Origin of the sequence: Spirillospora sp. NPDC048824 (genome assembly GCF_043198455.1) — a bacterium.
Lineage (GTDB): Bacteria > Actinomycetota > Actinomycetes > Streptosporangiales > Streptosporangiaceae > Spirillospora.
This window is the reverse complement of sequence record NZ_JBICUS010000016.1, coordinates 143,717-166,351: the sequence shown is the minus strand read 5'-3', so window position 1 is coordinate 166,351 and position 22,635 is coordinate 143,717. Positions and strand designations below refer to the sequence as shown.

Genomic DNA, 22,635 nt, shown 5'->3' with positions numbered 1-22,635 from the left:
GATGGGCGGGCGTCGGTGGTTCTGGGCGGTGGTCGCCGCCGGGGCGCTACTGCTCGTCTCGGGGTTCGTGGTGGCCGAGCCGGCGCGGGGCGACGCGACCGTGCGGGTGATGACCTACAACGTGCGGGGGGTCAACGATCCGCCGCCACGGGACTGGCGCACCCGGCGGAAGCTGGTCGAGCGTCTCCTCGGCCGTCATGATCCCGACCTGCTGGGCGTCCAGGAGGGGCGGTGGCACCAGATCCGCGACCTCGCCCGAATGCTGCCGGACCACCGGTGGATCGGGCTCGGCACCCAGGGCGGCACCAAGGACCAGATCCTGGCGATCTTCTACGGCAAGCGGTTCGAGGTGCTGGACTTCGACCACTTCTGGCTGTCCGACACCCCCGACGCCATCGGTTCCGCGAGCTGGGGGAACCGGTACGTGCGGATGGTGACCTGGGCCAAGTTCCGCGATCGGCGCACCGGCGTGGTCTTCCACCACGTCAACACGCATCTGGACAACGGGTCGGCGGAGTCGAGGGTGAAGAGCGCCGAGCTGATCCTGCGCCGCGTCCGCGGGTTCCAGGCGGGCGTCCCGGTGGTGCTGACCGGGGACTTCAACTCCGCCGCCGGGACGTCGCCCGAGTACACCGTCCTCACCGGAGCGGACGCGTTCCACGACACATGGACGACGGCCCGGAAACGCGGCACCGAGTACGGCACCCTCGGACGGTGGCGTCCACCGAAACGGGGCGGCCGGCGGCTGGACTGGATCCTGGCGCGGGGGCAGGTGCGGACGTCGTGGGCCGAGATCGACCCGTACCGGGGCGGCGGGCTCTACCCCTCCGACCACCTCCCCGTCGTCGCGCATCTCCGGATCGGCTGAGTCACGTGCCGTGTCACCGTCGCGCGGCGTCCTTGCCGGACGCCGTACGGTGGCGCCGCAGCCGGTGCGCCGCCAGGGTCGCGGCCACGAGGGCGGTGAAGACGGCGGCGATCCACCAGACGCCGAGCTGGTCCAGCCAGGTCGTGAGCGCGCCCTGGACCTCGGTGGCGGTGTCCACGACCGTGGAGTCGGCCGAGGCCCCCGCATTGAGGCGTGTCTCGTACCAGCCGTAGTAGGTGACGTAGAGCCCGGCCGGGAGGAGGAAGGCGCCGCTGACGCGGGAGACGTGCGGCAGTATCCGGCGGGTGCGCGCCACGGCCGCCTCGCGTGCCAGCGCCACCAGCATCGACAGAAGCCCGACGACCAAGCCCATGCCGATGCCGTACGCGGCGAACGCCGCGAGTCCGGCCGCGATGCCCGTGCCGCCGGACACCAGCCCGGTGACGGCCAGGAACGGCGCGATCGTGCACGACAGGGAGGCGACGGCGTACGAGACGCCGTATCCGTACAGTCCCGCCAGTGAACCCGTCAGGCCGCCCGCCTGGACGCGGGGCAGGCGGACCAGCAGTTCCCGCCCGGTCAGCAGCCACCCGCCGAGCACGGCCAGGGCCAGGCCGATGACGATGGTGAGCCAGGGCAGGTACTCCTGGACCGAGGTCGTCAGAACGGAGATGAGCAGGCCGAACGCGCCGAAGACGGTGACGAACCCCGCGGTCACCGCGGCCGAGAGCCGCAACGCCCGCCACACCCCGCCCGCCCCCGGCGTCGCGACCAGCAGCGTCAGGTAGGAGGGCAGCAGCGCGAAACCGCACGGGTTGAACGCCGCGACCAGCCCGGCGGCCAGGGCGAGCGAGATCCGCTCCATCAGCCGAGCAGGCCGTCGACGTGGCGGCTCAGCTCGTCCTCGTCCAGCGGTCCGGAGTCCTTGCTCGTCTTGCCGTCGGGCGCCATGAACAGGAACGAGGACTGGGAGGTCACCTTGAAGTGGGAGTACAGGCTGCCGGTCCGGTCGTCCAGGTGGGTGAGGTTCCCGGTGCCGGTCCGGGAGACGAAGTCCCGCAGCCGGCCCTTGTCCTTCTCCAGGCCCCCGATGCCGACGAAGGAGACCTCGTCCCCATACTTCTCGGCCGCCTTGGCCACGTTGGGGCCCTCAGACTGGCATTTGGAGCACCATGGCGCCCAGAACCAGAACACGGCCGGCCTGCCTGCCAGGGCCGCCCCGTCGAACTGCTCGCCGGCCAGCGTCTCGCCCTTGAACCGCAGCGCCTCGGGGACGTCGCGGCCCTGCGCGCCGGGACTCTGCGCGCCAGAACTCTGCGCGCCGGGACTCGCGGGTGCCTCGCTCGGCGATTCGACGGCGCTCGTCGCCTCGCCGCCACCACCGCATCCGGCCACGAGCAGCGCGGCACCGGCCATCGTCACGATCGCCTTCTTCATGCCCATCACGCTAACGGCCGGAGGCGCCGCCATTCCTTACGAAGCGATGAAGTCCGCTCCGGCGGGTGGCCGGCCGGGTCAGACGACGCCGCGGAGCGGATCGGAGGCGAGTTCCCACAGCCTCCGGGCCACGGGATGCCGGAGGTCCGGGTCGATGGCCCGGGCCAGTGCCGCGAGCTGGTCGGGCGGCAGGAGCGCACCGCCGCGGGACGGGTCGCGCAACCAGATCCGTGCCGGCGCGGTGCCGGGTGCCCGCACGACCAGGCGGGGCAGGACGCCTCCGCGCCAGTTCGTCCAGACCGGCGTGGCGGTCTCCGCGGCGACATGGGCGGCCCGGAGATCGTACGTCCTGCGGCCGAAGAGCAGGCGCCGGACGAGGACCCTGCCGTCCAGCCAGTACGCGTTGCGGTACTGCAGGGCCAGCGTGAGGACGACCAGGACGTCGATCAGCAGGAGCATGAGCAGGAAGAAAGCGCCTACGCCCGGCACCTCCGACGAGGTGAGGAACATCCAGCCGAGGGCGCCGAGCATCAGGTTCGCCAGGGCGATCAGAGGGACCAGGCATCCGAGCCAGACGACCCGCATCGACCGGGGCATGCCGACGTGCAATCGGATCATTCGTCCTCCCTCGCCGGTCCGCCACGCCTCGCCGGGCGCCGGCCACGCCATGATCGTAGGAGGCGGCGCGTCGCGGACCGGCTCGGCCCCCGGGCGCTCCGCGCCTAGGCGTCGCCGCCGGGGTGCCGTGCCCGGTGCGCCAGGGCGGTGCGGAGGATGCTGGTGGGGTGCTTCCACAGCACGGCGCCGCCGACCGCGGGGACCGTGTGGAGGCGGGCGCCGGGAATGCGCGCCGCGAGGGTCCTGCCGTTGTCGGGTGAATGGCCCGTGTCCTCCTCGCCGTACCAGAGGTCGACCGGGACGCCGATACCGCCGAGGTCGAACGGCCAGCGGCCCATCGCCAGCACGGTGTCGCGGGCGTAACCGTCCGGGCCCTGCACGAACGCTTCGTCCAGAGCCCGCCGGTATCCCGCCATGAAGTACGGGTCCCGGTAGACGCGGAGGTCCGAGGGCGGGCTCGCGTCCATGACCATGCTCCACAGCGCGTCGGGGCCCAGCCCGCGGAAGAACAGCTCGGCACCCGCGCGATCTGAGGCGACACGGTCGACCAGGCCGCGCAGCTCGCCCGGGAGCGCGGACGCGAACTCCGGTGCGGCCACCTCGTCGGCCCCGGAGACGATCGCGACCGCCGAGCCGACCCCCTCGGCGGCGCAGGCGAGCGCGAACGGGGCGCCCTGCGAGTTGCCGACCAGGACGGGGTCCGCCAGCCCGCGCAGGGCGGCGAGGTCGCTCATGTCCGCGGCGAAGCCAGCGAAGGTCCTGCCGGGCGACGGGGTCGACGCGCCGAGGCCCGGCCGGTCGGCGGAGACGAGGCGCACCCCGAGGGGGCCGACCGCCTCCGGGCCGAAGCCGAGCCGGCGGCTGGTCGCCGCCCCCGGGCACAGCAGCACCGGGACGCCGTCCTCCGGACCCCATTCCGCCCAGCCGAGCAGTCGGCCGTCGGGCAGTTCGATCTCGCCCGCCCGCTCGGGCGCCCGCACATAAGCCATGACCCCCATCATGGGCGCCGGCGAGGCCGAGCGCACAATGCTTTTCCGGGCGTACACGACGGAGCCCGCCGTCACCGGGGTGACGGCGGGCTCCGGGGGGTGCGTCAGCTGAGGCCGGCCTTCTTCAGCCAGTCCTCGGCGACCTTCTCCTGGTCGTCCTTGTCGATGACGATGCGCTTCATCATGTCGAGGAGGTCCTGGGTGGTGAGCTTGGCGGAGATGGCGTTGAGCGCCGCCCGCGCCGTCTCGTTCACCGACTCCTTGTGGATCAGCGGCGTGACGTTCTGCGCGCTGAACACGTTCTCCGGGTCTTCGAGGACGACCAGCTTGTTCTCCTGGATCGTCGGGTCGGTGGTGAACAGGTCGGCGGCCTGGATCTTGTTCTCGGTGAGGAGCTTCACCAGCGTGGACTGGGCGCCGGCGTCGAACGACCGGAACTCCTTGAACTCGATCCCGTAGGCCTCCTTGAGGCCCTTGAGGCCCTGCTGGCGGGTCTCGAACTCCGACGGCCCGGCGATGACGAGCTCGTTCGCGACGCCCTTGAGGTCCGCGATGGACTTGAGGTCGTGCTTGGCGGCCGTCTGCGGGTTGACGGTGACGGAGTCCTTGTCCTCCGCCTCGGCCGAGTCGAGGATCTCGACCGACTGCGGCAGCTTCGCCTTCAGCTCGGCGTTGATCTCCTCGGTGGTGGCGGCCTTGCTGTTCTCGTCGACGGACGTGGTCAGCAGCGCGCCGTTGTACTCCGGCATGACGCTGATGCCGCCCTTGACGACCTGGTCGTAGTAGACCTCGCGGGCGCCGATGTTGAACTTGCGGGTGACCTTGAGCTCCTTGGCCTCCAGGGCCTGGGCGTAGATCTCGGCGAGCAGGTTGCTCTCCGGGAAGTTGGCGCCGCCGACGGTGATGGTGCCGCTCGCACCGCCGCCCTCCAGGGGGTTGTCGTCGCCGGAGTCACCGCCGCCGCAGGCCGACAGGGCCAGCGCGGCCGCGAGGCCGACGACCGCGCCACGGATCAGTTTCTTCATTGCGTTTTCCTCTGTTTCGGTGGTCAGGAGGAACGGGCGGTGCCGAGCAGGCCCGGCGAGACGACGAGGCGGCGCAGGCCCGCGAAGATCAGCTGGACGATCAGCGCGAGCAGCACCACCAGAACGGTGCCCCCGACGACGAGCTGGTAGTCGTTGCGGGCCAGCCCGTCGATGATGTAGCGGCCGAGGCCGCCGAAACCGGGGTAGGCGGCGATGGTCGCGGTGGCGACGACCTGGATCGCGGACGTGCGCAGCCCCAGCAGGATCAGCGGCAGCGCCATCGGCAGCTCCGCCCGCCACAGCACGCCCCAGCCGGACATGCCCATGCCGCGGGCGGCGTCCTTGGCGTCGGCGTCCACGCCGCGGACGCCCTCGAAGGTGTTGACCAGGATCGGCGGGACGGCCAGCGCGACCAGCGCGACCAGCACCGGCGTGATGCTGTAGTCGATCACGACGATGAACAGCACCAGGCCGAAGGTGGGGATCGCCCGCGCGACGTTGGCGACGCTGACCGCGAGGAAGCCGCCGCGGCCGGTGTGCCCGACGAGCAGGCCGAGGGCGAGGCCGATCACGGCGGCGGCGAACAGCGCCACCCCCGTGTAGTAGAGGTGCTCCAGCGTCCGGTGCGGGATGCCGTCGTCGCCCTCCCACTGGGAGGAGGCGGTCAGCCACGTCCAGAACAGATCGATCTGGTTCCAGAGGTCGTTCATGCTGCCTCCCCGTGGGGGGACGACCCCCCACACCCCCCGCGCTCGCTTCGCTCGTTCATGAGACCTTCCCCCGCACCCGCGCCCATGGGGTGAGCAGCCGCTGGACGGTGACCAGGATCGCGTCGGTGACGAGCGCCAGCAGCACGATCAGGACGGTGGCGGCGATGATCTGCGTCGGGAACGACAGCTGGTAGCCGCGGATGATGTCGTAGCCGAGCCCGCCCTGGCCGATCAGCTGCCCGACCGCGACGAGGCTGATGGACGAGACCGCGGCGACGCGCGTCCCAGCGATGACGATGGGCACGGCGATCGGCAGCTCGACCCGCAGCAGGCGGCGCAGCGGGCCGAACCCCATGGCCGTCGCGGCCTGCCGGACGGGGTCGGACACCGAGGCCAGCCCGTCCACCACGTTCGGGACGAGCACCGACAGGCTGTACAGCGTCAGCGGGATCATGACGGTGGACGCGGTGAGCCCGGTGTACTGGATGAAGATCATGAACAGCGCCAGCGACGGGATCGCGTAGAACACGTTCGCGATGGTCAGCGCGGGCGGGTAGAGCCAGCCCCAGCGGCGGCACAGCACCCCCACCGGCAGCGCGATGAGCAGCCCGAACAGCACCGGCAGCAGCGCGAGCCGCAGGTGGACGAGGGCGTGCTCGCCGAGCGAGTCGGTGTTGCGGGCGATCCAGTCCCAGTCGAACTCCATCAGCCACCGTCCTCGGCGGCCTCGGCAGGACGCGGGTCGGCGCCGGCGCGGGCGATGGCGGTGCTCAGGTCCTGCTGGTCGGCGACGCCCGCGAGGCGGCCCTCGGCGTCCACCCCGACGGCGCGGCCGGACGGCGACAGGATCGCGGCGTCGAGCGCGGCCCGGACCGAGTCGCCCGCGACGTCGAAGGTGTGCCCGATCGGCGCGAGGGACGCGTCGCCGACGACCCCGGACGCGGGCAGGCCGGCCGCGGCGGCCCAGCCGAGCGGGCGCCGGTCGGCGTCCACGACCAGGACCCATCCGCCGGCGGCGTCGCGGGCCCGCTCGATGGGGGCGTCGGCGGGCAGGACGTCCCGTTCGCTCAGCGGCGCCGAGGAGGCGGGGATGAACGACAGCCGCCGGATGCCGCGGTCGTGGCCGATGAACCCGGCGACGAAGTCGTCCGCGGGACGGGCCAGCAGCGTCTCGGGGCTGTCCACCTGGACGAGCTTGCCGCCGGTCTGGAACACCGCGATGCGGTCGCCGAGCTTGATGGCCTCGTCGATGTCGTGGGTGACGAACACGATGGTCTTGTGCAGTTCGTCCTGGAGGCGCAGGAACTCGTCCTGGAGTTCGGCGCGGACGACGGGGTCGACGGCGCTGAACGGCTCGTCCATCAGCATGATCGGCGGGTCGGCGGCGAGGGCCCGCGCGACGCCGACGCGCTGCTGCTGGCCGCCGGACAGCTGGAACGGGTACCGCCGCGCCATCGAGTGCTCGAGCCCGACCCGCTCCATCAGCTCGTGGGCCCGCGTCCGCGCCTCCTTCTTGTTCCAGCGCAGCAGGTGCGGGACGGTCGCGATGTTGTCCTCGATGGTGCGGTGCGGGAACAGCCCGGCGTGCTGGATCACGTAGCCGATGCCGCGCCGCAGCCGGGCGGGCTTGTGCTCGCGGACGTCCTGCCCGTCGATGAGGACGCGGCCGGACGTGGGCTCCACCATCCGGTTGATGGTGCGCAGCGCGGTGGTCTTGCCGCCGCCGGACGTGCCGACGAACACGCTGATGCGGCCGGTGGGGCAGTCGAGGCTGACGTCGTCCAGGGCGACGGTGCCGCCGGGGTAGCGCTTGGTCACGCCCTCAAAGGTGATCAAGGATTCACGTCCTGGTCGGGCGCCCGCGACGCCGATGATCGATTCGGCCTTCTTCCCAACCGTAACCACAGGGTACGGTCGGCGAAGAATCCCAGCTTGTCCTGAACATCGGATGTGGAGCCTACCTACCTGGAATCCGGGGAAAGTAGCCTCGCGGCGTGGAGAACAGCCGAATCGTTATCGACGGCACCGCGCTCACCTGCGCCCAGGTCGTCCGCGCCGCCCGCGAGGATGTGATCATCGCCATAGCCCCCGGCGGCGCCGAACGGGCCCGCGAGGCGTGGCGGGTGGCCGGTGCGGTCGCCGCGTCGCAGCCGGTGTACGGGCGGACGACGGGGGTCGGCGCGAACCGCGTGGTGGACGTGGAGTGGGAGGACGCCGACGCGCACGGCCTGCGGCTCCTGCGCAGCCACGCGGCGGGCGCGGGCCCCCTGGTCGCGCCGGAGATCGTCCGGGCGATGCTGACGGTCCGGCTGAACCAGATCGCGGCGGGCGGCTCGGGTGTCGAGCCGGGCGTGCTGCAGGCCCTCGCGGACGTTCTCAACCTTGGCCTTCTTCCTCCGGTGCCGGTGCACGGGGCGATCGGCACCGGTGACCTCACGGCGCTGGCCTCGACCGCGCTGTGCCTGCTGGGCGAGCGGGCCTGGCTCGCGGAGCCGGACGACGTCCCCGAGCGGGGCCCCGGGTACCGGCTGCGGTCGCCCGACGCGCTGGCCTTCATCAGCTCCAACGCGGCCACGCTCGGGGAGGCGGCGCTCGCGGCGGCCGACCTGCGGGAGATGCTCCGCGCGTCCACCGTCGTCGCGGCGCTGTCGCACTTCGCCGTGCGGGCCTCGGAGGAGCCGTACGCGCAGGCCGTGCAGGACGCGTGCCCGCATCCGGGGCAGCAGGAGGCCGCGGCGGCGATGCGGGCGCTGCTCGCCTTCGACCGGCCCGCGCCCATGCGCATCCAGGACCCGTACGGCTACCGGGCGTTCCCGCAGGTGCACGGCCCCGCGCTGGAGGCCGGCTCCTACGCCGAACAGGTCGTCACCCGCGAGATCAACGCGGCGGCCGAGAACCCGCTCATCGACGTCGCCGGGCGGACGGCCTGGCACAACGGCAACTTCCACACCGGCTACGTCGGCCTGGCCCTGGACTCGGCCCGCGCCGCCCTGTTCCAGACGATGGCCCTCGCCGCCGCCCGACTCGGAACGCTCGCCGAGCCGTCGTTCACCGGCCTGTACCCGTTCCAGGGCGCCACCGAGGCGTCCTCGGGAATCATGATCCTGGAGTACGTGGCGCACTCGTGCCTGGCCGACGTCCGCCGCCTCGCGACCCCGGCGGCCCTCGGCAGCGCGGTCCTGTCGCGCGGCGTCGAGGAGCACGCGGGCTTCTCCACCCAGTCGGCCCGCGCGACGACCGACGCCGTCGCCGCCTACCGGCTGGGACTCGGCTGCGAGCTGGTCGCCGCCGCGCGGGCGCTGCGGATGCAGGGACGCGCGCCGTCGGGCGGCCCGCTCCGGTCGGCGTACGACATGGCCGCCGCCGTGCTCGACCCGCGCGTGGAGGACCGGCCGCTGGACACCGACATCGCCGCCGCCGCCGACCTCCTGCCCGGGCTGGCCCGGCTCCATCCCTGACCCTTATCCCCGCGGCTCGCCCGTCGAGGCGCGCACGCGCAGGGACGGCTCGCGGACCACGCGGCGCTTGCGGGGCTTGCCCTCGATGACGTCCACGATGAGCCGGACGGCGGAGTGCACGATGCCGTCGATGTCCCAGTCGACGGTGGTCAGCGGCGGCGTGAGCAGCGCCGACATCGGATGGTTGTCATAACCGCAGACGGCGACGTCACCGGGGACGGCGAGGCCGAGTTCGCGGGTAGCGGCGTAGACGCCGTAGGCGATGGAGTCGGCGAAGCAGAACACGGCCGAGGGACGGTCGGGAGCGGCGAGTACCCGCATGGCGACCTCGGTGGCGGCGGCGAGCGACTGCGGTACGACGACCACGTCGACGCGCAGGCCGAGACGCTCTGCCTCGGCGTTGACGTGCACGTCGGCGGGACGGTCGGGGGTGCTGGCGCCCGTCGGGGTGAACACGGTGAGGCGCTCGTGCCCGAGGTCGCGCAGATGCTCCAGCGCGAGCGTGACGCCGCGCCGGTTGTCGAACACGACCTCGCCCTGCGCCTGCCCGCCGTGCAGCGCGTCGCCGATGGACACCACCGGGATCGCGGCGGCCAGCTCCGTCCACAGCGCGGCGGACGGGTCGAGCGGCTGGACGATCAGGCCGTCCACCCGCTGGTCGCGCAGCCGGCGGGCGAGGGCCAGCTCCCGCTCGGGTTCGCCGCCGGCGTCCACGATCAGGGCGTAGCGGTCGCGGGCCAGCAGCGCCCGGCCGATGCCGACCGCGAGCGACTGCTGCCAGTAGTCCTCGAGGGAGCCGCACAGCAGGCCGACCTGCGCGGTGCGGCCGCTGGCGAGGGCTCGGGCGATCGGGTGCGCCTCGTAGCCGAGCTCGTCGGCGGCGGCGCGGACCCGCTCCTGGGTCTCCTCGGAGGTCTGGATGCCGCGCAGCGCGTACGACACGGCGGCGGGCGACAACCCCGTCGCCTGCGCCACTTCCCGGATGGTCGCGCGCTTGCGCTTGTCCGACATCTCTCCAACCCTAGAGCCCGCCACCGACAACGCGGCGGACCCCGCTTGACGGGCGCGGCTCTGAACCGGTTCACTGAAGCGGTTAACTGATGCGGTTCAGTGATGCGGTTCAGTAGCCGTGTCCAGCCCGTTCACACAGTGCGGAGATCCCGCGATTCCCACGGATGAACGGTGCCGCGACAACGAGAGAACGGAAAGGAGCGAACCCGTGACATCCGAGGTCCTGCCCCGCGCCGCCTGCTTCGAGACCCTGCCAGGCCGTCCCCTGGACGAGCACGAGCTGCGCGAGCTCGTCGACGACCTGGCGGAGCGGCCGGACCTGTGGCGGCAGCACGTCGCGTTCCCCGGCGGGCGGCGCCACTACGCCTCGCTGTACCGGGACGACCACGTGGACGTGTGGCTGCTCTGCTGGACGCCCCAGAACGACACCGGCTGGCACGACCACGACGTCTCGTCCGGCGCCGTCCGCGTCGTCGCCGGCGCCGTGGAGGAGAACAACCCGCGCATCGGCGGCGAACCCCTGCGGACCGTGGTCGGGGAGGGCCGGTCGTTCTGCTTCGGGCCCGACCACATCCACCGGCTCACCGGCGTGGACGACGCAAGCGTCTCGATCCACGCGTACTCGCCGCCGCTGGAGCGTCTCGGCCAGTACTCCATTGACGAGTCGGGCGTGATGCGCCGCCTGACCGTCGGCTACACCGAGGAACTGCGGCCGCAGGACGACAAGCCCGCAGACGAGCCCGAGGACGGGGAGAGCGGGCCCGCGGCGTCCTGAGGTGGAACCCCCCGGCGGGCCCGACCGGGGGTGTACGGGCCCGCCGGAGGCGGCGCGTCCAGCCGATGCCCGCTCACATCGGCCGAGCGCCCACATCTCCTTCAGCGCGGACCGTCTCGGGAATGTCACACCACCGGTCGGTCAGCGCGCATACGGCCGCCACGACGGCGAAGCAGACCCCTGCCCCTCTGAGGAGTCCCGCCTCGTAGTAGGTGTCCTTCACCACCAGTACGGCCGCATACCCGGCCGCGCCCCCGGCGGACAGCGCCGCGACGGCTTGCGCCGCCCAGAGCACGATTCTTCTCGTCCCGACCCCTGCGAGGGTTTCCCTCAGACTGCACACGGAGGCGACCAGGCACACGACCAGTCCCGCCATTGCCGCGACGACGGGCGCACCGACGTTGGGCCCGTACCGGACGGCCAAGGCCGGGACGAAGAACAGGACCAGCACCCAGCGCAGCCCACCCGCGATGGACGACAACGCGACCCCGGCACCCGCGTCCGACCGCAACCGTGACGCCGTCCAGCGCGCCCCGACGAGAACGCACATCGCGACGATCGCGCCTGGCAGCCGTCCTCCCAGATGACCGAGGTTGTAGAGCAGGGCGGTGTCATAGACGGTCAGCACGAGATGCCCCAAGGCCCAGACTGAGGCGGCGAAGAGAAGCAGTCGCACCGGCGATGTCTCGCCGGCCTCGCTCTCCTCCTGCCCTGCCAGCCACCAGAGCAGCAGTGGTGTCACCACAGCCGAACAGACCCGGATCACGATGTCGTCCATCGTGTAGGGGTTGCGCAGATCCCACTCGACCGCGCAGAAGACGAACGTGTACGAGATCGATGCCGCCCACACCAGCCACGAACGTGCCAGACGCCGGTACAGGCCGCGATCCAGCCACCGCAGAACCGTCACGTACGCGAGCAGCACCAGCGGCAGCTCAAAGAACGCTTGCACCCGCAGGACGGACGGCTCCAGCGACTCCGGCACCGGAAAGCGTTCCGCCACCCCGCGCATGGACGGGCCGTCGGCAAGCGCGAACCATCCCTCGGGCAGATACTTCGCGATGAACGACACATCGCCGTCGTGCACGCGCAGTACGTACACGGTGAACAGCACCTGGTTCACATAGGCGAGCGCGACCACCAAGGCCAGGAACGCCTCTGGACGTGCCCAAGGCCGCCGTCCCGCACCCGGCCCGCGTTCACCTGTGCGCCGCATCAGCCGGGGTGCGATTCCCAGGCTCACCGCCGTTGAGGCTAGTACCGCCGCGTCCACCCCGACCGCCATGACCGACCAACGTAGACGTTTCCGCAGGCGGCCGCATCGGCTCCAGCGACGCGTACAGGCGGCGGCGCATCCAGGCCGCGCCCGGACGTTCGACCAGCCGGTGCACGGCGTAGGCGGCCAGCAGGGACGCGGCGATGACCACCGCGAGCGCCGCCCACCGGTCGATGCCCGGGTACAGCGCGTCCAGCAGTGGCAGCGCGAGCTGCGAATGGACGAGGTACAGCGGATACGTCAGCGCCCCGAGGACGGTCAGCCCGCTCCACCGGAGACGGCGCAGCCGCCCGGTCGCGACGAGGATCACCACCGCGAAGATCCCGGTGATGACGGCGCTGACCACGACCTCGTCGGCCCCGCGGAACACCGTCTCCGCGCGCCAGGCGCCCCAGCGGAGCGCCATCAGGTACGACACGGCCACGTACCCCCACAGCAGCAGCGTCGGCCCGAACCGGTGGATCATGTAGAGCGCCATGCCCGCGATGAAGTACGGGCTCCACGTCGGCACGAGCATCACCTGGAGCAGCTCGTGGTCGGCCTGGTCGGCGAACAGGCCGCCGAACATCCAGGCCGCCATGAAGACGAGGCACGACCGGTACGTGATCCCGATGGCCGCGAGGACGGCGACGAGCACGTAGAAGTGCAGTTCGACCCAGAGCGTCCAGTAGACGGCGTCCACGTTCCGGACGCCGAGCCCGCCCTGCAGCATGGTCAGGTTCGGCACGACCAGGCCGGGGACGCCGTGCCCCTGCCGGAACACCGCGTACACGAACGCGCCGAGCAGCACGCTGACCCAGTACGCGGGCATCAGCCGGACCAGCCGGGAGATCCCGAACTCGCCCGGCCCGCGCCCCCACACGCTCATCAGGATCACGAACCCGCTGATGACGAAGAACAGGTCGACGCCGAGGTAGCCGAACCGGGTGAGCGAGGCGATCTCGGGGAAGACCTCGCGCGCCGGTTCGGGCCAGGGGCCGGCCCCGCCGAACCCGGTGAAGTGGTACAGCACCACCGCCAGCGCGGCCAGGAAGCGCAGGAGGTCGAGTTCACGCAGCCGTTCCCGTCGAGTCACCGCGGAACCCTCTCGGCGGCAGATTGCCCGTCCTGAGCCAGGAGGTTAACGGCGGGTGTAGGCGAGGACGCGATTCCACGTCGGTTCGCCGACGCGCCGCCGTACGGGCGGATCCGGCCCGCCACGCGGGCGCGGACCCGGCCCCGGCAGGCGCGGCGGATCAGTAGTATGCGATGCGTCCCTGAGCCTTTGGCGGCTCCGGATGATTGGTGGTCCTCGATGACATCTCGCCGCGTCCGACGCGGCGCGGCGACTCTCGTCCTGTGCCTGAGCCTGGTGGCGGCCCTGGCCGCGACCGGCTGCTCCCCGCTCGGGGGCTCGGTGCAGCGTTCGGCGGTGGCGGACGCCCCCGGAGAGGGCGGCGAACGGGAGACGCGCGACGCCCCGTCCGTGGTGATGTTCCTCGGCGACAGCTACACGGTCGCCGACGGACGGGCCCGGCCCGAGGCGACGTACGCCTCCGCCACGGCCCGGCTGCTCGGCTGGCAGGTCGTCGTCGGCGGACGGTCCGGTACCGGGTTCGTCACGAAGGGCCGCGGGCGGCAGGCGTTCCTCGCGCTGTTCGAGAGCCAGCTCGGCTGGCGTCCCGCACCCGACATGCTCATCGTGTCCGGCGGCCACAACGACTTCCGCGTCCCGGCGCCGCAGGTCGCCGCCGCCGCGCACGTCATCCTCGAGCGCGCCGGGCAGCGCTGGCCCGGCACCCACATCGTGCTGATGGGCCCGGTCTGGGGGACGGGGACGCCGACGCGGGGCGCGATCGCCGTGCGGGACGCCCTGAAGAACCTGGCCGGGCAGCTCGGCGTCCCGTTCGTCGACCCGATCGGCGAGCGGTGGATCACCGGCGACTCGCTGACCGGCGCCGGCAACGCGCCGCGCTACATCAAGCGGGACCGCACCCATCCGACCCCGGAGGGCCACCGGTACATGGCGACCCGCCTGGCCGGGGACCTGAAGCGGATGGGCCTCGCCCAGCCCGTCCGCAAGAAGTAGCTCCACCGGCGGTGGGGACCGGGGCGGCGGGGACCGGGGCGGCGGGCGTCAGCCGGCGGCGGGGCGGGCGAGGCTGAGGGAGAAGTCGCCCTCCGCGTCCGTCCAGAACTCGGCGAGTTCCATCCCGGCCGCGCCGAGTTCGGACTCCAGCCGTTCCCTCCGGAACTTGGCGGAGACCTCGGTGCGCATCTCCTCACCGGCGTCGAACGACACCTCCAGGTCGAGGCCGCCGACGCGGACGTCCTGGTCGCGGACGGACCGCAGCCGCATCTCGATCCACTCCTCGGCCTCGTTCCAGACGGCGCGGTGCTCGAAGGCGTCCGGGTCGAAGCCGGCGTCCAGTTCCCGGTTGATGACGTGCAGGACGTTGCGGTTGAACTCGGCGGTGACGCCGGCCGCGTCGTCGTAGGCGCGGACGAGCCGGTCCGTGTCCTTGACGAGGTCGGCGCCGAGCAGCAGGAAGTCGCCGTCGGACATGGTGGCGCGGACGCCGCCGAGGAAGCCGACCCGCGCGGCGGGCGCCATGTTGCCGATCGTCCCGCCGAGGAAGGCGATGAGGCGGCGCTCACCGCCCGGCAGCAGGTGCAGGTGCTGCTCGTAGTCGGCGACGACGGTCCGGACGGCCAGGCCCGGATGGTCGGACGCGATGCCCGCCGCCGCCTCCTCCAGGAAGTCGCCGCTCACGTCCACCGGCACGTACGAGCGCAGCGTGCCGGCGAGGGCGTCGAGCAGCAGCCGCGTCTTCTCCCCCGACCCGGCGCCGAGTTCCAGCAGGGTCCGGGCGCCGGTGGCGGCGGCGACCTCGGGCGCCCGCGCGACGAGGATCTCCCGTTCGCGGCGGGTCGGGTAGTACTCCTCCAGCTTCGTGATCTCCTCGAAGAGCGCGCTGCCGCGCTCGTCGTAGAACCATTTGGGCGGCAGGGTCTTGGGCGTGCCGGTGAGTCCCTCCCGGACGTCCTGGCGGAGCGTCTTGGCGAGGTCGTCTGCGGTCAGGAACCGGTCCACGTGGTTCTCTCCTTCGGAGGGGAATCGGTGTTCACAGGGACGTGACGGAGACGCCGGCGGTGAGACCGGCGGTGACGAGTGAGCGGTCGGGGACGGCCCGCCAGGCGGCGTCGCCGTCGAGCGGCTCGGACGCGATCCGGATCTCGTCCGCGTCCTCGCGGACGAACAGGGAGTCGCCCCAGGTCGTGGCGGCCAGGGACGTGCCGTCGGAGGCGAGCAGGTTGTAGCGGCCGGGGGCGAGCGCGGTGATCGCCTCGACGACGGCGGCGAGGCCGTCGCCCAGGGGCAGCCCGTCCCGCCAGTGCCGGACGGCGAGGGCGAACAGCGGCGCGGAGTCGACGGGGGCGCGGGCGTCCGGTACCCCGGCGACGTCGCCGGCCAGTTCGCGGAGTTTGCCTTCGACGCCGCCGAAGTCGTCGATCTTCCCGTTGTGGCTGAACAGCCAGGCCCCGGCGCGGAACGGCTGGGCGCAGGACTCGTCCACGGGGAAACCGGCGGTCGCCGACCGGATCGCCGCGATCGCGCACGACGCCCGGACGGCCCCGGCGACCTCGCGGAACGACTCGTCGGTCCAGATGGGCTGGGCGCGCCGGAACCGGACGGCCTCGCCGTCCTGGTACCAGCCGGCGCCGTACCCGTCGGCGTTGAGGATGCACCCCTGCGTCATGCGCGGCGCGTACGACTGGGTCTCCAGGGAGTGCTCACCGTCGTAGATGAGCGAGTGCAGCGTCCGTTCGGGCCCCAGGTAGCCGAGATGGCGGCACATTCAGCGCGCCTCCCCTGTGAGGGAGCGCGCGCAGCGGAACCCGGAGAAGATCTGCCGCCTGATGGGGTAGTCCCAGTTGCGGAACGATCCGCGTACGGCGAGCGGGTGCGTCGCCCAGGAGCCGCCTCTCAGCACCTTGTACTCGGGGCCGAAGAAGACCTCCGAGTACTCCTTGTAGGGGAAGGAACGGAAGCCGGGGTAGCCGTGGAAGTCGGACGACGTCCACTCCCACACGTCCCCAAGGAGACGCCTGACCCCGTACGCGGACGCGCCCGCCGCGTAGGAGCCCGTCTCGGCCGGGCGGAGCGTGCGCTGCCCGAGGTTGGCGCGTCCCTCTTCGTAGGCCTCGCCCCACGGGTAGCGGCGTGACCGCCCGGCCGCCGGGTCCCAGCGGGCGGCCTTCTCCCACTCGGCCTCGGTCGGCAGTCTCTTGCCGGCCCATCGCGCGTACGCGTCCGCTTCGTACCAGCACACGTGCTGGACGGGCTCGCCGGGCGGGACGGGTTCGGTTCGCCCGAACCGGCGGCGCAGCCATTGGCCGCCCTGCCGCACCCAGAACGCGGGGGCGCGTTTCCCACCGCTGTTGCGCCATTCCCATCCGGCGGGGTCCCACCAGCGGGGATCGTCGTATCCGCCGGCTTCCATGAAGGCGATGTAGGCGGCGTTGGTCACCGGCTCGACGTCGATGTAGTACGCGGGCAGATCAACAACGTGCACGGGACGTTCGTTGTCGTACGCCCATGGGTCGTCCGAGGTGCCCATTCGGAATGGACCTGCCTCGATCAGGACCTCGTCCATCCCGCGGCCCTGGGAAATCCCGCGGCCCTGGGAAGGGGCCTTCTGAAGCGGCTCGGCGGCGGGGTCGAGGAGCGCGGGGGCGCCCTTGCGCAGCTGGTGCGTGGCCAGCATGGTCTCGTCGTGCATGTGCTCGTGCTGGACGACCATCCCGTACACGAACCCACCGGACGTGAGCGGATCCGCCGTGTCGAACCGCACCGACGACAGCGAGTCGAGCACCTTGGCCCGCACCGTGCCGATGTAGGAGCGGGCGTCCTCCGGCGGCAGGAGCGGCAGTGACGGCCGTTCGGCGCGTGGATGCTCGAACGCGTCGTACAGGCCGTCGATCTCGGGTCGCATCGCCTCCGCACCCGCCGCCGCGCGCAGCAGCCACAGTTCCTCGTAGTTGCCGACGTGCGCGAGGTCCCACACGAGCGGCGACATCAGCGGCGAGACCTGGCCGGTGAGGTCGTCCCCGGCCAGGACGTCGGTGGTGAGGCCGAAGCTGCGGTCCCGTACCGCGCCGAGTTCGCCGGCGATCAGCTCTTTGAGCGCGTCCTCATCGCCGGCGGCGACGTGGCCGGCGTACAGGTCGGCCGCGCCCGGGGGGGTCATCGGGGCCATGTCGGGTCCTCCTCGGACAGCGGTAGGGGGAAGTCCGGTGAATCTGGGGCGGGGTCGTCGGCGGGGGTGCGTCCCCGTTCGACGTACCGGCGCGCGTACTCCTCGACCAGCGGGACGAGGCCGGACGCGCCGAGCCGCGGCAGCGCGTCCAGCGCCGCGGCGAAGCAGGCCCGTGCCGCGGCGGCCAGGGGCGGGTCCGACAGCCCGCGCAGGGCGGCCTCCGCCCACCGGTGCGCCACCGGCTCGGCCGCGGCCTCCGCGGCGCGCGACGCGGCCGGGTCGTCCAGCAGCGCGGTGGCGACGGCGACGGGGACGGGCCAGTACGGGCCGGGCAGCGCGTCGATCATGCGCAGTTCGAGCCAGCCGCGCGGCCGGACCGGGGGGAACAGGGTGGACAGGTGGTAGGACAGGTCGTCCTCGCCGGGCTCGCCCTTGTTCAGCCACTCCAGGAACGACATCCCGGGGTCGGACACCCATTCGCCCTCGGCGGTGTGGACGAGCATGACCTGGGCGTCCAGCGCGTACCGCGTCCACGCCTCGGCGGGGTCGGCGTCCACGCCGTCGCGCAGGACGGGGAGGGTGCGGCAGGGGTCGAGTTCAGTCCAGATGCCCTGCCGGGACGAGCGCATCCCGGTGCGGCGTCCGGCGCGCAGCGGCGAGTTCGCGAACGCCGCGACCAGCACCGGGCCGAGCGCGTGAACGAGCCGCCAGCGGCGGAACGCGTCGGTGTGGTCTGCGCCGATGTCCAGGTTGACCTGGACTGACGCCGTGGAGCACATCATGGCCAAGCCCGCGTCGGTGAAGCCGCCCGCGAAGAAGTAGTCGCGCATGCAGGCGTAGCGGGGATGGTCTGCCTGGAAGCGCGGCCTCCGTACGGGGTCGACGCCGTGGCCGACGAGGGCGAGCCCGTCCGGCGAAAGGGCGTCCCGGACGTGCGCGATGTCCCGGTCGAGCGCCGAATGCAGTGCGCCGAGCCCGTCGAACGGCGCGGAGCTGAGCTCCAGCTGCCCGCCCGGCTCGTAGGTCACCCTGCTGCCGCCGGACGGCGGGCCGGCGTCGTCGACGAGCGCGCGCACCCGGTCGCCGGGGACATGGGCGGCGGGGTCGGCCGCGTCGATCACGAACCACTCGGTCTCCGCGCCGACCGTCCCGGGTGGGCCGGTCTTGAAGCAGACACCGCGAATGTGCTGGTAGACGTCGTCCACGGTCAGCCGGGTCACGGCTCACTCCTCACCTTTTCATCGGCGGGTGCCAACCTTCCCTGCTGAACCGCATCAGAAATCCGGCGAATTTCGTGAACTTCCTTAAATCTCCGTGAACGTCACTGTCAGCAGGGCTCTCCGTTACCTTCCGTGCTACTCGACGCATCGCCTAATCTCGGACTTCTCAGGCATTGACCGGAGGCGCTAGAGTCCGTCAACCAGCGGTATGCACTATTTGTACGTACCGTGGCGACGATCGGGAGGTCACATGCGCGGGGACATGGGTTCGCTCTACGACGCGCACGCCGACCGCCTGTACGCGTACTGCTGGTCGCTCGTCGGCGACCAGCTCGCGGCGGCCGCCGTGGGGGACACCTTCACCGCGGCCGTCCACCAGCCGCCGCGCGGCGACCGGGTCCTGTGGCTGCACTCGCTCTCCCGGTCGGCCTGCGCCGAGCGCGGCGCCTTCACCGGCAACCTCGGTGGACGGGGCGGCCTCCTGTTCGCCGATCCCGACCCGCTGCTGCGCGCCGCCGGGGCCCTGCGCTCCGACCACCGCGAGGTGCTGCTGCTGTGGGCGGGCGACTGGCTCGAACCCCACGACATCGCCCGCGTCCTCGGCATCGCGCCGGACACCGTCCTCCAGCTGCTCGACGCGGCGCGGACCCGGCTGGAACGATCCGTCCTCGACATCCTGATGCGCGGGGCGGCCGAGGCGCGCCTCGACCTCATCACCGCGTTCGAGAAGAAGCGGCTGCCGCAGCTGCTCGCCCGGCGGGCACCGGCCCGCGCGCCCGGCTGGCTGCGCGACCAGGTCCTCGCGGCCTGCGAGGACGAGGCCGTCCGGCCGCTGCCGAGCGTCATCTCCCCGAGCCCGCTCGTCGTCATCGGCGCGGACGGACCGCGTTCCGGCCGCTCCGGGCGCTCGGGCCGGGACGGCGACCGGGTGCGGCGCGGGCTGTCCGGCGGCATCTCCAAGGGCCTCGGCGCCGCCGCCGGCGTCGCCGCGTCCGCCGCGGCGGTCATCGGCCTGCTCGCCAGCTGGCCGTCGGCCAAGGGCGGCGGCGGGGCCGCCTCGCTGGTGCCGACGGCGAGCACCGGCCAGACGAACCCGGCGTCCGCGACGAGCGGTCCCGCCCCGCAGCACCCGCTGCCCGGCCTCAGCGGCACCGAGCGGGCGACGGGCAGCGCGCCCGGCACCCCGCGGGACCCGGCCACGGACGACGGCGACCCGGCACGGCAGGGCGCCGGAACCCCGGGCGCAGCCGCTCCCGCCCCGGCACCGCCGGCGGCGTCCCCGGCCGGCACGCCCACACGGGAGACGAGCCCGGCGCCGCCGGCCACGCCGCCGCAGCCGGACCGCCCGTCCACCCCGCCGACCGGCGAGTCTCCGACCACTCCCCCGGACACGCCGGGCGACCCGGCGACCCCGCCGCCCGGCGACGGCACCGCCGACCCGACCACGCCGCCGCCGGACACCCCGTCCGAGCCGCCCGCGGACGACCCGGGCACGCCGAGCCCCAGCCCGACGACCAACCCGGCGCCGTCCCCGAGCGGGAACTGACCGGCCCGCACACCCCGGCGGCGCATCAGGCCGCCGCGGCGCCTTCGACCGGGGAGGTGCCGCGCCGGACGAGCAGGGCCGCGAGGACCGCGACGACGGCGACCGCTCCGGCGACGGTCAGCGAGTTCTGGAAACCGTCCATGAACGCGAGGTGGCTTCCGGTGGTGATGGCCTCGGCGGCCGGGGCCGGTGTGCCCGGCGGGACCGGCGCGACGCCCTGCGAGACGATCCCGCCCTGGCCCGCGAGCTGCTGGGCGGCGGCGCCGGGGACGCCCGCGTCCGTCAGACGGCCGAACAGCACGTCGCCGACCTTGGTGGACAGCAGCACGCCCAGGACGGAGGTGCCGAGGACGCCGCCGAGCTGCGCGGCGGTCTGCTGGAGCCCTCCCGCGACCCCGGCGAGATGGGCCGGCGCGTTGCCGACGATGGCCTCGGTCCCGGCGACGATGACGAACCCGAACGCCATGCCGAGCAGCACGAACCACGGCCACAGCTCGACGTAGGGGGCCTCCACCCCGATGCGCGACAGGCCGAACAGCGCGGCCGCGGTGAAGCCCATCCCGAGGGCGAGCGGCACCCTCGGCCCGAACCGGCTGGTCAGCACCCCCGCCAGCGGTGAGGAGACGATGAACACGGCGGTCATCGGCAGCATCCGCACGCCGGCGTCCACCGGGCTCATGCCGTGCACCTGCTGCAGGTAGAGGGTGATGAAGAAGATCGTCCCGAACATCCCGAAGAAGCCGAGGACGATGAGCCCGGTCGCCGCCGACAGCGACACCGAGCGGAACAGCCCGAGCGGGAGCAGCGGACGCTCGACGCGCAACTCGTTCCGGATGAACCCGGCGAACAGCACGACGGACACGGCGAACGACACCAGCGGGACGGCGTCCCCGAACCCGGACTCGCCGGCCTTGATGAGCCCCCAGACCAGGGCGAACAGCGCACCGGTGAGCAGCGCGACGCCGGGCAGGTCGAAGGAGCCGGTGGCCTCCTCGTCCCGCGATTCGCGGATCACCCACAGGCCGACGGCGAGGGCGACCAGGCCGAGGGGGGCGTTGAGGAAGAAGACCGACTCCCAGCTGACGTTCTCGACCAGCAGCCCGGCGACGATCGGGCCGCCCGCGATGGAGATGCCGACGGTGGAGCCCCAGACGCCGATCGCGGTGTTGAGCCGGTCGGCCGGGAACGTGTTGCGCAGGATGGCGAGGCTCGCGGGCTGGAGCAGCGCCCCCGCGAAGCCCTGCACGACCCGCCAGAAGATGACCATGCCGAGACCGCCGGAGAGTCCGATCATGACCGACGCGGCGGCGAACCCGACCACGCCGGCCAGGAACGTCCGCCTGCGCCCGAACCTGTCGGCGATCTTCCCGGCCGGGATCAGGGTGACGGCGAGCGCCAACAGGTAGGCGTTGGTGACCCACTGCAGGCCGGACAGGTTCGCGCCCAGGTCGCGGGCGATCGCGGGGTTGGCGATGGACACGACGGTGGCGTCGAGCCCGACCATCATCACGCCGAGCGCGACCGCCACGAGGGTGAGCCACGGATGCCCGTGCCCGGCTCTCACGGGACGGCCGCGCTCCTTGTCGCGCGGCGGGACGTGGACGGCGCCGGGCTCGAGTGTTCCGGCGCCTGGGGAGTGAGTCATGGATCGACCTCCGGATGGGGAAGACCCAAAAGTGTCATGGCATGACACTTGTCGTCAACCGACTCAGGTCGCGGTACGACATTAGTTACATCAGGACATTGGTCGCCCGCTGTCTCTTGGCGCGGGACGACGAGATGGTTACACTTCGCCCATGACCGCGACCGACCCCGAGACCGGCGCCACCGGCCCCGGGCCCCAGCCCCCGGGCCGGCGCGAACGCAAGAAGCAGCGCACCCGGGACGCGCTCGTCGACGCGGCGTTCACCCTCTTCGCCGAGAAGGGGTTCGACTCCACCACCGTCGAGGAGATCGCCGACGCCGTGGACGTCTCGTCCCGCACGTTCTTCCGCTACTTCGCCTCGAAAGAGGACGTCGCGCTCACCTTCCAGGAGGAGCAGACCCGCGCCGTCCTGGCCTCGCTGACCGAGCGGCCCGCCGATGAGCCGATCATGACGGCGCTGCGCCGGGCCGTCGTCGGCATCGCCCGCGCCTGCGAGGCCGGCGAACTCGGCTTCGACCCCGAGCGCTTCCAGTGCATGCTGTCGATGATGCACGACAGCCCGTCCCTCATGGCGGGCAGCCTGGAGCACGCCCAGAAGAAGCAGGCCCTGCTGATCGAGTTCATCGCCGAGCGGCTCGGCGTCGACCCCGCCGCCGACCTGCGCCCGCACGTCATCGCCGCCGCCACCACCTGCGGCTTCCAGGCCGCCGCCGACGCGATGCGCCGCCACGGAGGCACGTTCGGCTCGCTCTCCGAGACCGTCGACCAGACCTTCGCCATCCTGGAGACCGGCCTCAACCGGCCCCCCTGCTAGACC

At 72.5% G+C, this 22,635-nt stretch carries 21 protein-coding genes and 1 pseudogene; 6 read left to right on the top strand and 16 right to left on the bottom strand.

Annotated features, from left to right (window positions below; translation table 11 throughout):
• Nucleotide 1 precedes the first annotated feature (1 nt).
• Entirely contained in the window at nucleotides 2-868 is an 867-nt protein-coding gene (locus ACGFIS_RS28790) for an endonuclease/exonuclease/phosphatase family protein (protein WP_184887259.1), read from the top strand.
• 13 nt (nucleotides 869-881) lie between these two features.
• On the opposite strand, the gene ACGFIS_RS28785 is transcribed toward ACGFIS_RS28790, so the two are convergent.
• The 8 genes from ACGFIS_RS28785 to ACGFIS_RS28750 form a co-directional block, all read right to left on the bottom strand.
• On the bottom strand, nucleotides 882-1,733 hold the full coding sequence (locus ACGFIS_RS28785; protein ID WP_392901369.1) for a cytochrome c biogenesis CcdA family protein: 852 nt from the start codon (nucleotides 1,731-1,733) through the stop codon (nucleotides 882-884).
• Nucleotides 1,733-2,305, bottom strand: a complete 573-nt coding sequence (locus ACGFIS_RS28780; RefSeq protein ID WP_392901367.1) for a thioredoxin domain-containing protein — start codon at nucleotides 2,303-2,305, stop codon at nucleotides 1,733-1,735. Before ACGFIS_RS28780 ends, ACGFIS_RS28785 begins: the two co-directional genes overlap by 1 nt.
• 78 nt (nucleotides 2,306-2,383) lie before the next feature.
• Nucleotides 2,384-2,923 carry a hypothetical protein gene (locus tag ACGFIS_RS28775; RefSeq protein ID WP_184887265.1) on the bottom strand — a complete coding sequence of 180 codons (540 nt, stop codon included), beginning with the start codon at nucleotides 2,921-2,923 and terminating at the stop codon, nucleotides 2,384-2,386.
• A gap of 104 nt (nucleotides 2,924-3,027) precedes the next feature.
• On the bottom strand, nucleotides 3,028-3,912 hold the full coding sequence (locus ACGFIS_RS28770; RefSeq protein ID WP_392901365.1) for an alpha/beta fold hydrolase: 885 nt from the start codon (nucleotides 3,910-3,912) through the stop codon (nucleotides 3,028-3,030).
• Between the two features lie 104 nt (nucleotides 3,913-4,016).
• A complete protein-coding gene (locus ACGFIS_RS28765; protein ID WP_184887269.1) occupies nucleotides 4,017-4,937 on the bottom strand; it encodes an ABC transporter substrate-binding protein in 921 nt (306 codons plus the stop codon).
• 23 nt (nucleotides 4,938-4,960) lie between these two features.
• Entirely contained in the window at nucleotides 4,961-5,647 is a 687-nt protein-coding gene (locus ACGFIS_RS28760) for an ABC transporter permease (RefSeq protein ID WP_132047983.1), read from the bottom strand.
• A 55-nt stretch (nucleotides 5,648-5,702) separates the two neighbouring features.
• Nucleotides 5,703-6,353 carry an ABC transporter permease gene (locus tag ACGFIS_RS28755; protein WP_184887271.1) on the bottom strand — a complete coding sequence of 217 codons (651 nt, stop codon included), beginning with the start codon at nucleotides 6,351-6,353 and terminating at the stop codon, nucleotides 5,703-5,705.
• Nucleotides 6,353-7,483, bottom strand: a complete 1,131-nt coding sequence (locus tag ACGFIS_RS28750; RefSeq protein ID WP_392901362.1) for an ABC transporter ATP-binding protein — start codon at nucleotides 7,481-7,483, stop codon at nucleotides 6,353-6,355. Before ACGFIS_RS28750 ends, ACGFIS_RS28755 begins: the two co-directional genes overlap by 1 nt.
• A 158-nt stretch (nucleotides 7,484-7,641) precedes the next feature.
• Between ACGFIS_RS28750 and ACGFIS_RS28745 the strand changes: the two genes are divergently transcribed.
• Nucleotides 7,642-9,105, top strand: coding sequence for an aromatic amino acid ammonia-lyase (locus ACGFIS_RS28745; protein WP_392901360.1), 1,464 nt, complete (start codon nucleotides 7,642-7,644; stop codon nucleotides 9,103-9,105).
• A 3-nt stretch (nucleotides 9,106-9,108) separates the two neighbouring features.
• Here the strand turns inward: ACGFIS_RS28745 and ACGFIS_RS28740 are convergent, their stop codons facing one another.
• The gene (locus ACGFIS_RS28740) at nucleotides 9,109-10,116 is read right to left on the bottom strand and encodes a LacI family DNA-binding transcriptional regulator (RefSeq protein ID WP_392901358.1); all 1,008 of its coding nucleotides are present in this window, start codon (nucleotides 10,114-10,116) and stop codon (nucleotides 9,109-9,111) included.
• Between the two features lie 208 nt (nucleotides 10,117-10,324).
• On the opposite strand from ACGFIS_RS28740, the gene ACGFIS_RS28735 reads away from it, so the two are divergent.
• Nucleotides 10,325-10,891, top strand: coding sequence for a cysteine dioxygenase (locus tag ACGFIS_RS28735; protein WP_392901356.1), 567 nt, complete (start codon nucleotides 10,325-10,327; stop codon nucleotides 10,889-10,891).
• Between the two features lie 73 nt (nucleotides 10,892-10,964).
• Here ACGFIS_RS28735 and ACGFIS_RS28730 read toward each other — a convergent pair whose 3' ends face one another.
• Together ACGFIS_RS28730 and ACGFIS_RS28725 are read right to left on the bottom strand one after the other, a co-directional pair.
• A complete protein-coding gene (locus ACGFIS_RS28730; protein ID WP_392901353.1) occupies nucleotides 10,965-12,032 on the bottom strand; it encodes a hypothetical protein in 1,068 nt (355 codons plus the stop codon).
• Nucleotides 12,033-12,090: 58 nt separating this feature from the next.
• Entirely contained in the window at nucleotides 12,091-13,242 is a 1,152-nt protein-coding gene (locus ACGFIS_RS28725; RefSeq protein WP_392901351.1) for an acyltransferase family protein, read from the bottom strand.
• Between the two features lie 219 nt (nucleotides 13,243-13,461).
• Here ACGFIS_RS28725 and ACGFIS_RS28720 point away from each other — a divergent pair, with 219 nt between their 5' ends.
• The gene (locus ACGFIS_RS28720; protein ID WP_392901349.1) at nucleotides 13,462-14,235 is read left to right on the top strand and encodes an SGNH/GDSL hydrolase family protein; all 774 of its coding nucleotides are present in this window, start codon (nucleotides 13,462-13,464) and stop codon (nucleotides 14,233-14,235) included.
• A gap of 48 nt (nucleotides 14,236-14,283) precedes the next feature.
• Here ACGFIS_RS28720 and egtD read toward each other — a convergent pair whose 3' ends face one another.
• From egtD to egtA, 4 genes are read right to left on the bottom strand one after another with little or no spacing between them, the layout of a single operon-like run.
• Nucleotides 14,284-15,240, bottom strand: coding sequence for an L-histidine N(alpha)-methyltransferase (gene egtD, locus ACGFIS_RS28715; protein WP_392901347.1), 957 nt, complete (start codon nucleotides 15,238-15,240; stop codon nucleotides 14,284-14,286).
• 31 nt (nucleotides 15,241-15,271) lie between these two features.
• Nucleotides 15,272-16,006 (bottom strand): ergothioneine biosynthesis protein EgtC, encoded by a 735-nt coding sequence (egtC, locus tag ACGFIS_RS28710; protein ID WP_392901345.1) that lies wholly within the window; start codon nucleotides 16,004-16,006, stop codon nucleotides 15,272-15,274.
• Nucleotides 16,007-17,398, bottom strand: coding sequence for an ergothioneine biosynthesis protein EgtB (gene egtB, locus ACGFIS_RS28705; protein WP_392901457.1), 1,392 nt, complete (start codon nucleotides 17,396-17,398; stop codon nucleotides 16,007-16,009).
• The gene (gene egtA / locus ACGFIS_RS28700) at nucleotides 17,395-18,627 is read right to left on the bottom strand and encodes an ergothioneine biosynthesis glutamate--cysteine ligase EgtA (protein ID WP_392901343.1); all 1,233 of its coding nucleotides are present in this window, start codon (nucleotides 18,625-18,627) and stop codon (nucleotides 17,395-17,397) included. Before egtA ends, egtB begins: the two co-directional genes overlap by 4 nt.
• Nucleotides 18,628-18,877: 250 nt before the next feature.
• Here egtA and ACGFIS_RS28695 point away from each other — a divergent pair, with 250 nt between their 5' ends.
• The gene (locus ACGFIS_RS28695; RefSeq protein WP_392901464.1) at nucleotides 18,878-20,173 is read left to right on the top strand and encodes a hypothetical protein; all 1,296 of its coding nucleotides are present in this window, start codon (nucleotides 18,878-18,880) and stop codon (nucleotides 20,171-20,173) included.
• Here the strand turns inward: ACGFIS_RS28695 and ACGFIS_RS28690 are convergent.
• Nucleotides 20,174-21,737, bottom strand: a pseudogene (locus tag ACGFIS_RS28690) (MFS transporter); the annotation flags it as partial. It lies immediately after the preceding gene.
• Nucleotides 21,738-21,969: 232 nt separating this feature from the next.
• Here ACGFIS_RS28690 and ACGFIS_RS28685 point away from each other — a divergent pair.
• On the top strand, nucleotides 21,970-22,632 hold the full coding sequence (locus tag ACGFIS_RS28685) for a TetR family transcriptional regulator (protein WP_392901341.1): 663 nt from the start codon (nucleotides 21,970-21,972) through the stop codon (nucleotides 22,630-22,632).
• Nucleotides 22,633-22,635: the final 3 nt, after the last annotated feature.

Excerpts from the sequence above, each read along its gene's own strand:
- ACGFIS_RS28775 (WP_184887265.1), bottom strand. The coding sequence starts at position 2,923 with ATGATCCGATTGCACGTCGGCATGCCCCGGTCGATGCGGGTCGTCTGG.
- ACGFIS_RS28790 (WP_184887259.1), top strand. The coding sequence starts at position 2 with ATGGGCGGGCGTCGGTGGTTCTGGGCGGTGGTCGCCGCCGGGGCGCTA.
- egtB (WP_392901457.1), bottom strand. The coding sequence starts at position 17,398 with ATGACCCCCCCGGGCGCGGCCGACCTGTACGCCGGCCACGTCGCCGCC.
- ACGFIS_RS28770 (WP_392901365.1), bottom strand. The coding sequence starts at position 3,912 with ATGGCTTATGTGCGGGCGCCCGAGCGGGCGGGCGAGATCGAACTGCCC.
- ACGFIS_RS28785 (WP_392901369.1), bottom strand. The coding sequence starts at position 1,733 with ATGGAGCGGATCTCGCTCGCCCTGGCCGCCGGGCTGGTCGCGGCGTTC.
- ACGFIS_RS28755 (WP_184887271.1), bottom strand. The coding sequence starts at position 6,353 with ATGGAGTTCGACTGGGACTGGATCGCCCGCAACACCGACTCGCTCGGC.
- egtC (WP_392901345.1), bottom strand. The coding sequence starts at position 16,006 with ATGTGCCGCCATCTCGGCTACCTGGGGCCCGAACGGACGCTGCACTCG.
- ACGFIS_RS28765 (WP_184887269.1), bottom strand. The coding sequence starts at position 4,937 with ATGAAGAAACTGATCCGTGGCGCGGTCGTCGGCCTCGCGGCCGCGCTG.
- ACGFIS_RS28685 (WP_392901341.1), top strand. The coding sequence starts at position 21,970 with ATGACCGCGACCGACCCCGAGACCGGCGCCACCGGCCCCGGGCCCCAG.
- ACGFIS_RS28740 (WP_392901358.1), bottom strand. The coding sequence starts at position 10,116 with ATGTCGGACAAGCGCAAGCGCGCGACCATCCGGGAAGTGGCGCAGGCG.
- ACGFIS_RS28760 (WP_132047983.1), bottom strand. The coding sequence starts at position 5,647 with ATGAACGACCTCTGGAACCAGATCGATCTGTTCTGGACGTGGCTGACC.
- ACGFIS_RS28720 (WP_392901349.1), top strand. The coding sequence starts at position 13,462 with ATGACATCTCGCCGCGTCCGACGCGGCGCGGCGACTCTCGTCCTGTGC.
- ACGFIS_RS28695 (WP_392901464.1), top strand. The coding sequence starts at position 18,878 with ATGCGCGGGGACATGGGTTCGCTCTACGACGCGCACGCCGACCGCCTG.
- ACGFIS_RS28780 (WP_392901367.1), bottom strand. The coding sequence starts at position 2,305 with ATGAAGAAGGCGATCGTGACGATGGCCGGTGCCGCGCTGCTCGTGGCC.